Consider the following 11,517-nt stretch of genomic DNA (forward strand, 5'->3'; position numbering starts at 1 on the left):
CGCGCGGGGGCTGTCGACCAGGCGGACCACGGCCTCGGTGAGGATGCCGAGGGTGCCCTCGGAGCCGCAGAAGGAGCGGGCGACATCCGCGCCCTTCTCGGGCAGCAGCGCGTCCAGCGCGTACCCGGAGATGCGGCGGGGCAGGTCCGGGAACCCGGTACGCAGCCGGGCCGGCTCACCCTCGGCCAGCTCGCGCAGCCCGTCCGGGGCGCCCGCCCACCCCTGCCCGAGCCGCAGCCGCCGCCCGCGCGCGGTGATCACGGACAGCTCCCGCACGCTGTCCGCGGTCGTGCCCCAGGCGACCGAGTGGGAGCCGCAGGAGTTGTTGCCGATCATTCCGCCGAGCGTGCACCTGCTGTGCGTGGAGGGGTCGGGGCCGAACCGCAGTCCGTGCGGGGCGGCGGCCTCCTGGAGCCGGTCCAGGACGAGCCCCGGCTGCACGACGGCCGTACGGCTGCCCGGGTCCAGCTCCACCAGGGCCGTCATGTGCCGGGTGAAGTCCAGCACCACGCCGGTACCCGTCGCCTGCCCCGCGATGGACGTACCGCCGCCGCGCGCCACCACCGGCACCCCGCGCTCCCGGCACACCTCCAGCACGGCGGCCACGTCGTCGGCGTCCGTCGGGGCCACGACGCCCAGCGGGACCCGCCGGTAGTTCGACGCGTCCATGGTGACCAGCGCCCGGGCGGTCACGTCGAATGCGACCTCGCCCCGGACGGCCTTGCGCAGCGCTCCCGCGAGCGCGGCGACATCCGTGTCCCCGATGTCCCCGGCGTCCGTGGTGTGCCCGACGTCCCCGGTGTCCCCTGCAACATCCCCACGATCCGTCATGCGTCCAGGATGCATCCGGCCACGCACAGTCACCGAAAGTTTTCCACAGGTGCGCACTAATAGTCGTACGACATCACAAGTCCACGACCTGGTGATCTCGTCTCATCGAACGGACAGAACTCCACCCGGGCTTCTCCCAGCGGCTAACCTCCTCCCGTGGCCGACATCCAGATTCCCGCTGACATCAAGCCCGCCGACGGACGTTTCGGCGCGGGCCCCTCCAAGGTGCGGACCGAGGCGCTGAACGCCCTCGCCGCCACCGGCACGTCCCTGCTGGGCACCTCCCACCGTCAGGCGCCGGTCAAGAACCTGGTCGGCAAGGTCCGCGAGGGCATCTCCGAGCTGTTCTCCCTGCCCGAGGGCTACGAGGTCGTCCTCGGCAACGGCGGCTCCACCGCGTTCTGGGACATCGCCACGCACGGCCTGATCGAGAACAAGTCCCAGCACCTCACCTTCGGCGAGTTCTCCTCCAAGTTCGCCAAGGCGGCCAAGCTCGCGCCCTGGCTGGCCGAGCCGACCGTCGTGGCCGCCGACCCCGGCACCCACCCGGAACCGAAGGCCGAGGCGGGCGTCGACGTCTACGCCTTCACCCACAACGAGACCTCCACCGGTGTCGCCATGCCGATCAAGCGCGTGGCCGGCGCCGACGAGGGCGCGCTCGTCCTCGTGGACGCCACCTCCGGCGCGGGCGGCCTGCCCGTCGACATCGCCGAGACCGACGTCTACTACTTCGCGCCCCAGAAGTCCTTCGCCTCCGACGGCGGCCTGTGGATCGGCGTCTTCTCCCCCGCCGCCCTCGAACGCGCCGAGCGCGTCCACGCCTCCGGCCGTCACATCCCGGAGTTCTTCTCGCTCCCGACGGCGATCGACAACTCCCGCAAGAACCAGACGTACAACACCCCGGCCCTCGCCACCCTCTTCCTCCTCAACGAGCAGCTGGAGTGGCTCAACGGCCAGGGCGGCCTCGCCTGGTCCACGGCCCGCACCAAGGACTCCTCGACCCGCCTGTACACCTGGGCCGAAGAGTCCAAGTACGCCACCCCGTTCGTCTCCGACCCGGCCAAGCGCTCCCAGGTCATCGGCACGATCGACTTCGCCGACGAGATCGACGCCGCCGCCGTCGCCAAGGTGCTGCGCGCGAACGGCATCGTGGACACGGAGCCGTACCGCAAGCTCGGCCGCAACCAGCTGCGCATCGCGATGTTCCCGGCCATCGACCCGGCGGACGTCGAAGCGCTGACGAAGTGCGTGGACTACGTGATCGAGAAGCTCTGACTTCTCGTCCTACGACGACGAAGGGCGCCCGGTGCCTGCCGGGCGCCCTTCGTATGTGCGATGCGTTATGCGAACTGGCGGATGAAGGCCTGCCAGCTGTCTCGGGAGACGGTGAGGAGGGGGCCGTTGTCCTGCTTGCTGTCGCGGACGGCTCGGCCTCCGGGGGCGGTGTCGGCGACCTCTACGCAGGCGTTTTCCTGGCCCGAGTAGGACGACTTCCAGAAGGGGCTTACGACCTCGGTCACGATGTCTCTTCCTTCAGGCTCCGCAGTATGCCCCGGATGAGCTTCGCACTCGCGTCCGGCGCCAACGCCGCTGATCGTAGTAGGTCGAAGGCATTGGCGTAAGCGGCAAGGTCCTCAGGCCCTTCGAGGACCGACGTGCCTCGCAGATTGTCCATGGCGACCGCTTCTACCGTCGGCTCCTCGTCGAAGCTGAAGGAGTAGAAGGGAGCCGAGTAACCGGCCAGTGCTCCGGCGCTGAACGGCAGCACCTGCACAGTGACGTTCTTCCGCTTTCCGATCTCAAGGATGGCGGACAACTGCTCCCGGTGGACCTCCGCGCTCATCAGCGGGTGGGTGATGACCGCCTCCCAGAGGATGGCCGTGTACGACGCTCCGCCTTCCTCGATCTTCGCCTGCCGCGCGAGCCGCACCTTCACCAGCTGGGCGACGCGCTCTGAATCGATGTAGTGCGGGCCATCGGCGATGACAGCTTCCGCATAGGCCGGAGTCTGCAACAACCCCGGCACCATGATCGGCTGCCACTCGCGGATGTAGGTCGCGTCGTCCTCCAGCGCGATGTGGTCCACATAGTCCGGCCGAAGATGTTCCGCGTGTTCGAGCCACCAGCCCCGGTTCTTGGAGTGCTTGGCCAACTCCTCCAGCTTGGTGCGGACTTCTGGATCAGTGATGCCGTACGCGTCCAGCAGCAGCCGCACTTCGATCACGCGAGGCGTGGCATGCCCGCTCTCGATGCGGCTGATCCTGGCCTGACTTGTGGCGATCACCTCGGCGGCCTGCGGCTGGTCGAGCTTGGCGGCCTGCCGGTACTGCCTGAGTGCCGTGCCAAGTCGCCTGCTGCGTACGGTCGGTCGTCCACCTGCGGGCATGGGATCTCCCCTCTCCTTTCGGAAACCCTGCCACAACGATTGGCCGAGAGGGGCTTGCATAACTCGATCGAGTGAAACCACTGCATATATTTCTCGATTTCCATTGCACGGGCCTGCATGCATTCCTAGGTTCAGCCCCATGCCCTCAACCGAGACATTCCGCATCCCCACACACCGGCGGCACGTTCCCACCGCCCGGCACTACGTCCGCAAGGCCCTCGCCAACTGGGGAATCACCGATGAACTCGCCGAGCGAGCCACCCTGTCGGCCAACGAACTCGTCACGAACGCCGTGAGCCACTGCCGGGTTTCCGACGCCCGGGTCCGGGTCGCGCTCGTGCTCTGCCGCTGCGAATTGGTCCTGGAGGTCTCCGACCCGGACCGGGACCGGCTGCCCTTGCCCCGCCGTCCCGGCCCGGAGGAGGAGGGTGGTCGCGGACTCGCGCTCGTAGAGGCGCTGACCGACTCCTGGGGAACTCGTCGGGGGCCGTACACCAAGACCGTCTGGGCCCGCTTCACCCTCCCGCCCTCGGACACCCCCCATGTTCTGGACCGCCCGTAACACAACAGGGCCCGCACAGCCCTACGCCTGACGCCTGCCCAACCCCCACGACGCCCGCCGGCGCCGCTGGGCCAAACGCTTCCGGGATGACGTCGTACGGCCGTACGCCCTCAGACCTTGATGCTCCGCCGCACCCGGGCGATCACCTGCTGCGCCTCGGCGCCGAACACCGCCGACTCCGCGAAGGTGTCCCACACTCGGCGATAGAGAGCGATCGTTTCGGCGTCGTCCAGCCAGAGTTCGGCGTGCCAGTCCTCGACCACGACCAGGCGTTCGTCCAGCACATCGAACGAGTTCCCCATCGTCAGGGGCAGCGTGCCGTCCAACGGCAGGATTCCCAGGTTGACGGTGTCCATGCCCACCACACCCAGCAGTCGGTCGAGTTGGGCCGCCAAGACCTCCGGCGGACAGATACGGCCCCACAGCACGCTTTCAGGCATGAGCAGGTTCAACCGCTTGCCCGGCCGGTACAGCCACTCCTGCCGTTTCATGCGGGCCCGCACCGCGGCTTCCGTGTCCCTCGGTGACTGCTGGAGTGTGGCGTGCCGCTCGAAGACGTGCCTGGCGTAGTCGGCCGTCTGGAGAATGCCGCTGACGGCGGCGGTGCTCAGCGCATGCTGTGTCGTGCTGTTGGACACGAGGGTGTTCCAGGTTTCCTGGACCGGAGCGTGCCCTGCCGCGAGCTGACGTCTCCACGATCGAATGTGGCTCTCGAAGCCCCGCAGCCGGGAACGCAGTTCCGGGAACACGCCAGGCTGCCCGACGGCCTCGGCCCACGCCCGCAGGTCGTCGTCCGTGGGGGTCTGCCTGCCGTTCTCCAGCTTGCTGACCTTTGACTGCCGCCATCCGAGCCGCTGCGCGAGCTGGACACCGGTGAGCCGGCCGTCAGGGCTTTCCACACGCAACTCCCTGAGCCGGCGGCCCAGTTCCTCACGTGCCCTCTGATAGTCCGTACTCACCGGTCACCCGTGTTTGCCCTTACGCGTCGCTGTTCATCTCCGCCGTGAACTGCTTCCACGGTACGGCGTGGTGCCAAGCAGCATCCCGCACCATGGAGCAGCGCACCACCTCTGCGGGCTCGGTGATCAAATCCACGTGTGTGAGCTGATCGTCGTCATCGAAGCGCAGGAGCGCGATGAGTCGGCTGTCGAACAGCCAGAAGTCTTCAGCGGGGAGCCGGAGCCGGTCCGCGTCGGCACGCCACAGGTTGCGGATGTCCTCGCCCATGACGCTGTTCCGCTTTGCGTTGTCGAGCAGATAGAGCTGCCCAACGGTCGGCGGCTGGTCCACAATGCGTACGCGTTCGACGCGCTTGCCCTGGGCGGTCTGCTTGCGGATCGCCTTGCAGTACCGATTATCGAACGTCCAGTCGGTTGTCCCCGTCTCCACGAACTGCCGCCAGTTGTCATTGGCCTCGTCGCTGGCGTATCGGCGTCGTGTCTCCAGTCGCCACGCCGTGTGCTCGAATTTTTCGAACAGCTCGCCGAACTCGTCCAGATCGATCGTCCGAACCTGTCGCGTCCGCTCCTTCGGGGTCCAGTCGACCAGCAGGTCCCTCGGGACCACGATCGCGACCTCTCCCTCCGAGAGGTGCTGGAGCTGTGCGACGTCCTCCGGATCGGTGAGCGGAGGGCCGTGCACGATCACCTCCCCGCTGTCCAAGTCCTCATGCACAGAGGGGCATCCACCGCTGCTGCTCCCCGTCCCGTTGAACCGCAACCTGCGCGCCACGAACAACCACCCCCTGGGTGTTGACGATGTCGGTGCCCCAAGCATTGCGGTGCCTCTGAGTGAATGCCCATGCATCCAGAGTGACTGCGCGAGAATAACAGAGAATATTCGCCCCCTTTCTCCACTCCTGCCTCTACGGTCGTCCCGAAGCCCCCACCCCACCTCGGGAGACCCGGTGACCCACCTTCCCCCCGGCTTCGACGCGTGGCTGCTCGACTGCGCCCCCGCCACCGGCTGTGACGTGTGCGGAGCGAACCGGCGGCAGCCGCTCGCCTGTAAGCAGGCCGGGAACATCACCCAGGCCATGCGCCACGCCACCGAGATCCGGGACCACCCCTCGGGCGTGCACATCCGCCCCTTGACCCCAAGAACTCCCGCCCACCAAGGGCGGCGACGGCCGGTCGGCGGCCGTGACAGCGGAGCAGGAAGGTACAGCGATGGTGAACGGAAGTGACCTGTACGCGCTCGACCTCGGCGGAGCCTCGTTCCTCAAGGCGTGTGGTGGCAACACCCACCCGGACGGCGAGTCCTGCGTGACCCTTGCCCGTATCGGGGAGGACGCCTGGGCGCTCGGTGACAGCAAGCGGCCCGACATGGAACCGCTGCGATTCACCACGAACGAGCTGAGTGCCGCCGGGATCGACCCGGCCCGCTTCGGTCTGGCCCGCTGAGCCTCGCCCGTCACGAGAGAACCAGCCGGTTCCGGGCCGTCGCCGCCCCGGAACCGGCCCGCACAACGCACTGAAGAGGCCCCGGTGCACCACCACGCCTACCTCTGGACCGGCCCCAAATCCCGCTTCGACGAGGAAGCCTTCCGCCGGCCGCCCCACCCCGAGCCGCCCCCGCCCACCAGCAGCCCGGAACTGATCCAGCGCTACCGGCTGGCCGCCGCGGAGTTCCCCACCTCCGACCTGCCCCCGCTGGAGACCGCGTACTGGCTGGTCAAGCCCCGCTCGATCGTCAAGGGCACCTGGGACGAACCGTCGGGCGCCGCCGCCTGGCTCGGGGAGCGGCTCGCCGAGTACGCGCCCCGGTTCGCCGCCGGCGCGTACCGCGACCGCGGTCGCCTCGCCGTCCTCCTCGCCTCCGCCGCGGAGCGGCTGGCGGCGGGCGGTGACCTCTCGCTCGGGTTCTACCTCGAACAGCCCACGTTCCTGTCCGTGGCCCTGGTCGGCTGCGCTCCCCATCGCGCCCGTCCGGAGCTGCCCTGCCCGCTCGGCGCATGACGAGGGCGCCCGGTGCCGTACCGGGCGCCCTTCTCTCATGCCGCCGTGCAGGTCAGTGTCGGCGTCGCCGCGCCACCCGGTGCCGCGCCGAAGCCGAAGCTCGTCGAACTCCCGGCCGCCAGGCTGCCGTTCTGAGCCGCGTTCACCACCGTCACGTTCCCGCCGCTCTGGGTGTAACCCGCGTTCCACAGGGACGAGATCTTCTGGGCGCCGGCCCACGTCCACGTCACCTTCCAGGACTTGAGGGCGACCGTGCCGGTGTTGGTCACCTTCACCTCGGCGTTGAAGCCGCTGCCCCAGTCGCTGCTGACGGTGTAGGACGCGTTGCACGCGGGAGTGCTGCCGCCCCCGCCGCCGTTGCCCCCGCCACCGCTCCCGCCACCCGGGAACAGCGGGGCCTTGATGCCGGCCAGGTAACCGTCCTTCACTGTGTCGACGGTCGTCCAGTCGTCCTTCAGGATGCCGCCGGTGTCACCGGAGTTGGGGTTCAGCGACCAGAAGGTCCAGTGGAAGGAGTCCGCGCCGTACGTCGACGTCGGCCTCAGGTAGTCCGCCAGCGCGGCCAGCCACTTCTGGTCGACGGCCGACTGGAGCGTCGTACCGAACTCGCCCACCCACACGGGAGCGATGTTCTGCTTGAAGATGTAGCCCCAGTACTTGTCCCAGACGCCCGGCATGTTGGCCGGGAAGGACGGGTCGCTGAACCAGCTCTGCTGGGCCACGCTCGTGGCGTAGTCGTGGGCGGAGTAGACCACCCGGTTCGGCACGCTGAGCTGCACGGGGTACTGGCCGACGCCCATCAGGTTGCCGCCCCACCAGCCGGATGCGCCGTTGTACGTCTGCACGCCCTCGACGAAGACGAGCAGGTCCGGGTTGACCGAGAGCACCGCGTTCCCGGCGCGCTGGGCCGCCAGGCGCCAGTCGGTGGCCTGGTCGCCGCAGCCCCAGCACGCCGGGTCGTGCGGCTCGTTGTGCAGGTCGATGCCGATCACCGTGTCCTGGCCCTTGTAACGGGCGGCAATCGACTTCAGGTCGGCGATCCACGTCGTCTCCGGGACGGACGCGGTGTACCAGAGCGCCGACTGGCCCGCCGAGTCCGGGCGGTGCCGGTCCAGGATGACCTTCAGCCCGTCCTGGCCCGCGTACGCGACGATCCGGTCCAGCACCTGGAGCGAGGTCAGGCCCTGGAGGTCGGCGTTCTTGCCGCCGGAGACGTCGATGCCGCTGGGGGTGGCGCCGGGCTTGAAGATGTCGTCGCTGTAGGGGATCCGCAGGGTGTTGTAGCCCAGCGACCTCACCTGGTCGATCATGCTCTTGTAGTCGCGGGTCCACAGGCCGTGGACCACCAGGTTGCTGGTCTCGAAGCCGAACCAGTTGATCCCGGCGATGCGCACCGGCTGGCCGGCCGCGTCCAGGATCTGCCGGCCGCTGGTGTGCCAGTAGCCGGCTCCGGGGGCGGCGGCGGCCGTGGGCGCGTCGGCCGCCTGTGCCGCGTAGGCCCCGGTCAGAGGCAGGAGGAGCGCCGCAGCAGCGGTGCACAGCGCTCTTCGGAGGGTGCGGAACATGTTCGCTTCCTCTCGGGAGGCGCGGCGGCCGTCAACGAATGGGAGCGCTCCCAAGCGCCGCGCACCGCACAGGAAACCCAGATCAACATGGGCACGTCAATACCTGCGGCACACCTCGGTACACACCACCGGACCGCCGTTCACCAGGCCGCCGCCCGGCCGGCAGCCGCCCGGCCCGGTCAGCTCCGCCGCAGCCGGCGCAGCCCCAGGAACGCCGCCACCCCGACGGCCAGGATCACGGCACCCACCTTCAGGCTCGGCGTACCGCCCTTGTCCGCCGGCTCCTCGGAACTCCCCGCTGCCGACGGCGACTTGCCGGCCGGGCGCTCGGGCGCGTCGGCCGCCTGCACGGAGCTCTCCGCGCCCTCGCTGCCGTACATCAGCTTCGTGCCGTCGGCGGAGTACGACACGGACTCGCCCTGCCCCTGGAACGGCACGTCCAGCCGCCCGCGCCGCTTGATCCGGCCGTCGTTCCAGTCGTAGTAGACGCCCCCGAAGTAGCCGCGCACCGCGAGCTGCCGGCCGTCCGGGGAGAACGCGGCGTCGGTGGCCCACAGGTCGACGGGCGCGACCTGGCGGAAGACGTTCGCGCCGGACGTGGAGAGGGTGGCCGGCCCCTCGTACAGGTGCCCGCCCTCCTCGTTCTTGTCGATGATGTAGACCCGCCCGGTCTTCGGGTGGACGAGCAGCGACTCCGCGTCGCGCGGGCCGTCCGCGTACTTCACCACGTACTGCGTGGCCGTGACCGTCTGGTCCGTCAGCCGCTCGGGCTCGGGCAGCTTGTAGATCCACACGTACGGCCACTTCCCGCCGAAGTTGTCGCCGATGTCGCCGACGTAGATCTGGTTGTCCGGCCCGATGGAGACGGCCTCGACATCGCGCGGCGAGCCGATTCCGCGCAGGGTGATCCGGGCGACGGTCCGGCCGGTGGCGCTGTCCACGGCGTACAGGTACGGCCCGTCGTCGCTGTCGTTGTGCGTCCAGTAGATCCCCGGGTGCTGCCGGGAGGCGGCGAGCCCGCTGGACTCGGTTATCCGCGGGTCCTTGATGGTGAATCCCTTGTCCCCCGCGCCCTCGGCGGTCCCGGTGGCGGAGGCGGGCAGCGCGCAGGCACCGGCGAGCAGCGCCCCGGCGAGTACGGCGAACGATCGACGCATGAGCCAAGCCTGCCATCCCCACAGGGGGTCCGGGGGAGGTGGTCGGACTCACACACCCCGGCGGTCCACGGGTCCCGGCCATCGTCCATGATGAGCCGATGCTTAGGTTCATGCCCGTGGGCGACTCCATGACGATCGGGAGCGCGGGCGAACACACGTGGCGTTACCGGCTGTGGCGGCACCTGTGCGAGACGTACGGCGGCCCGTTCACCTTCGTCGGCCCGCGCGAGACGCTCTACGACCAGCAGGCCGGCGCCGCCACGTCCCTCGCCTACGCCGAACCCGGCTTCCCCCGCGGCCATCTGGCGGGCTGGGGCGAGGGCTGGCTGCACATGGCCCCGCTGATCGGCGAGGCGGTGCGCGCCCACCGGGCCGACGTGCTGCTGGTCTCCCTCGGCCTGATCGACCTGGGCTTCTACACCAACGCCGAGCAGACGGACGAGAACGTACGGGCGTTCGTCGCGGGCGCGCGGGAGGCCCGGCCGCGCATCCGGATCGTGCTGCTGCCGGTCATACCCAACGTCCGGGCCGCGTCCGACGCCCCCTTCGCCGAGCAGGTGGACCGGTTCAACGACCTGCTCGCCAAGACCGTCGCCGACCTGGACGAGGCCCGGTCGCCGCTGCTGCTGGCCTCGCTGCCCGAGCGGTGGGACATCCACACCGACACCTACGACGGCACGCATCCCAACGCGAGCGGGGAGCACCGGATCGCGGGGGCGTTCGCGGGGGCGATGTGGGAGGCGTGGGGGGTCGGACAGCCGTACGAGGACTGAACAGGTTGGCCGAAATCCGGCGTCTCCCGGGTGCGGTGCCTATCGTTGTACTGCGCGGTCGCACCTGTTCGTGGGGCGGCCGGGGAGGAACGCCAAGTGACCGTCCTGGACGACAGGCCAAGTGACCGTCCTGGACGACAGGATCGAGATGGCCGACGCCAACACCGAGCGTCTTGACGAGTGGTTCGAGCTGCTCGAGCGCATGCCCGTCCCCGAGGGATACAGGGTCGAGATCGTCGGGGGCAACGTCCACATGACGCCACAGCGGGGCACACGCTGGATCATCATCCGCCGGATCGTGCGGGCGCTGGAGGACAAGTTCGGTATGGACATCCAGGTGTTCTCCGACGTCCGCATCGACTTCCCGGGTCACGAGAACGGCTTCTGCCCGGACGTTGCCCTGCTCAAGGACTCGGCGCACATGGACGAGACAGGCCATTGGCAGCACCAGGACGTCGAATTCGTCGCCGAGGTCATCTCCAAGGGCACCGCGGCGAACGACTACGACCCGAAGAAGGCCGCCTACGCCGCCGCCGAAGTCCCCCTGTACCTCGTCGCCGATCCCTACAAGGGCATGTGCTACGTCTACACCCAGCCCAAGGAGGGCGACTACATCACGCGGACGAAGATCGCCTTCGGCGAGGACATCGACCTGACCGGCACCGTGGTCGACCTCGTCCTCAAGACCGACGGCTTCCCCCGCGACTAGGACTCCCCCCGCCCCCAGACGTACAGCCCCTCCCCCGACTCGTCCGGCGTGGCCCACATCCCCTCGCCCAGGGCCGTCGGCGCCCCGTGGCCGACCGGTCGCGGGTAGGTGATCTCCACCGGCGTCCGCTCCCCCGCCGTGTCGACGAGCCAGTGCCGCCCCTCCCCCCACTCCTCGTCGCCCTCGACGGTCGAACCGAGCAGCGTCGTCTCGTCCAGGAAGCCCCCCGCCCAGTCCCAGTAGGGCAGCGCCTCGTCGTTCCCCGGCTCCGCCTCGGGATGCCGGGGCACGGCGGTCTCCGCCTCCCACTCCAGGCCGTCCAGCACCGCGCCCCGGGTGTCGCGCACGGCCAGCGCGTCCTGGTCGTGGGTCACGGTCAGCAGCCGCTCCCCCGACGGGCTCACCCCCACCAGCGTCAGATCCCCCTCGACGTACGCGACGGTCAGCTCCCGCCCGTCCCAGCGGCCCCAGCGCAGCGGCGCCCCGTCCTGGCCCTCCCCGATGCTCAGGCCCATCTGGCAGGGGTCGGACGGGTGCCGTCGACGTCCGCGATGGTGCGGCCGGTCACGATGCCGCC

At 69.5% G+C, this 11,517-nt stretch carries 14 protein-coding genes and 1 pseudogene; 7 read left to right on the forward strand and 8 right to left on the reverse strand.

Annotation, left to right across the window (positions count from 1 at the left end; genetic code table 11):
- The coding region (locus tag H5J33_RS11475) for an FAD-binding oxidoreductase (RefSeq protein WP_258565017.1) at positions 1-831 on the reverse strand (831 nt) is incomplete at its 3' end.
- A gap of 156 nt (positions 832-987) precedes the next feature.
- Here H5J33_RS11475 and serC point away from each other — a divergent pair.
- Positions 988-2,106 (forward strand): phosphoserine transaminase, encoded by a 1,119-nt coding sequence (serC, locus tag H5J33_RS11480; protein WP_181794795.1) that lies wholly within the window; start codon positions 988-990, stop codon positions 2,104-2,106.
- Positions 2,107-2,171: 65 nt separating this feature from the next.
- Here the strand turns inward: serC and H5J33_RS11485 are convergent, their stop codons facing one another.
- Together H5J33_RS11485 and H5J33_RS11490 are read right to left on the reverse strand one after the other, a co-directional pair.
- Complete coding sequence (locus tag H5J33_RS11485; protein ID WP_181794796.1) at positions 2,172-2,351, reverse strand: DUF397 domain-containing protein; 180 nt, start codon at positions 2,349-2,351, stop codon at positions 2,172-2,174.
- Positions 2,348-3,217, reverse strand: a complete 870-nt coding sequence (locus H5J33_RS11490) for a helix-turn-helix transcriptional regulator (RefSeq protein ID WP_181794797.1) — start codon at positions 3,215-3,217, stop codon at positions 2,348-2,350. Before H5J33_RS11490 ends, H5J33_RS11485 begins: the two co-directional genes overlap by 4 nt.
- Positions 3,218-3,356: 139 nt before the next feature.
- Between H5J33_RS11490 and H5J33_RS11495 the strand changes: the two genes are divergently transcribed.
- Positions 3,357-3,779: an ATP-binding protein gene (locus H5J33_RS11495; protein ID WP_181794798.1), complete on the forward strand. Its 423-nt coding sequence runs from the start codon at positions 3,357-3,359 to the stop codon at positions 3,777-3,779.
- A 110-nt stretch (positions 3,780-3,889) separates the two neighbouring features.
- Here the strand turns inward: H5J33_RS11495 and H5J33_RS11500 are convergent, their stop codons facing one another.
- Both H5J33_RS11500 and H5J33_RS11505 read right to left on the reverse strand, forming a co-directional pair.
- Positions 3,890-4,738 (reverse strand): helix-turn-helix transcriptional regulator, encoded by an 849-nt coding sequence (locus H5J33_RS11500; protein ID WP_181794799.1) that lies wholly within the window; start codon positions 4,736-4,738, stop codon positions 3,890-3,892.
- A gap of 19 nt (positions 4,739-4,757) precedes the next feature.
- Positions 4,758-5,510, reverse strand: a complete 753-nt coding sequence (locus H5J33_RS11505) for a DUF6879 family protein (RefSeq protein WP_181794800.1) — start codon at positions 5,508-5,510, stop codon at positions 4,758-4,760.
- Between the two features lie 175 nt (positions 5,511-5,685).
- Here H5J33_RS11505 and H5J33_RS11510 point away from each other — a divergent pair, with 175 nt between their 5' ends.
- The 3 genes from H5J33_RS11510 to H5J33_RS11520 all read left to right on the forward strand — a co-directional run bounded on the left by H5J33_RS11510 (position 5,686) and on the right by H5J33_RS11520 (position 6,736).
- Complete coding sequence (locus tag H5J33_RS11510; RefSeq protein ID WP_181794801.1) at positions 5,686-5,964, forward strand: hypothetical protein; 279 nt, start codon at positions 5,686-5,688, stop codon at positions 5,962-5,964.
- Positions 5,948-6,181 (forward strand): DUF397 domain-containing protein, encoded by a 234-nt coding sequence (locus H5J33_RS11515; protein WP_181794802.1) that lies wholly within the window; start codon positions 5,948-5,950, stop codon positions 6,179-6,181. Before H5J33_RS11510 ends, H5J33_RS11515 begins: the two co-directional genes overlap by 17 nt.
- An 84-nt stretch (positions 6,182-6,265) precedes the next feature.
- On the forward strand, positions 6,266-6,736 hold the full coding sequence (locus H5J33_RS11520) for a hypothetical protein (protein ID WP_181794803.1): 471 nt from the start codon (positions 6,266-6,268) through the stop codon (positions 6,734-6,736).
- 35 nt (positions 6,737-6,771) lie between these two features.
- On the opposite strand, the gene H5J33_RS11525 is transcribed toward H5J33_RS11520, so the two are convergent.
- Together H5J33_RS11525 and H5J33_RS11530 are read right to left on the reverse strand one after the other, a co-directional pair.
- Positions 6,772-8,301 carry a cellulase family glycosylhydrolase gene (locus H5J33_RS11525; protein WP_181794804.1) on the reverse strand — a complete coding sequence of 510 codons (1,530 nt, stop codon included), beginning with the start codon at positions 8,299-8,301 and terminating at the stop codon, positions 6,772-6,774.
- 179 nt (positions 8,302-8,480) lie between these two features.
- The gene (locus H5J33_RS11530) at positions 8,481-9,458 is read right to left on the reverse strand and encodes a WD40 repeat domain-containing protein (RefSeq protein WP_181794805.1); all 978 of its coding nucleotides are present in this window, start codon (positions 9,456-9,458) and stop codon (positions 8,481-8,483) included.
- A gap of 98 nt (positions 9,459-9,556) precedes the next feature.
- Here H5J33_RS11530 and H5J33_RS11535 point away from each other — a divergent pair, with 98 nt between their 5' ends.
- On the forward strand, positions 9,557-10,231 hold the full coding sequence (locus tag H5J33_RS11535) for an SGNH/GDSL hydrolase family protein (protein ID WP_181794806.1): 675 nt from the start codon (positions 9,557-9,559) through the stop codon (positions 10,229-10,231).
- A gap of 121 nt (positions 10,232-10,352) precedes the next feature.
- Entirely contained in the window at positions 10,353-10,940 is a 588-nt protein-coding gene (locus H5J33_RS11540) for a Uma2 family endonuclease (protein WP_309485380.1), read from the forward strand.
- Here H5J33_RS11540 and H5J33_RS11545 read toward each other — a convergent pair.
- Positions 10,937-11,517: pseudogene (locus tag H5J33_RS11545) on the reverse strand (hypothetical protein); the annotation flags it as partial. The gene H5J33_RS11540 and the pseudogene H5J33_RS11545 overlap by 4 nt on opposite strands.

It is taken from the genome of Streptomyces sp. WELS2 (assembly GCF_013870595.1).
Taxonomy (GTDB): domain Bacteria; phylum Actinomycetota; class Actinomycetes; order Streptomycetales; family Streptomycetaceae; genus Streptomyces.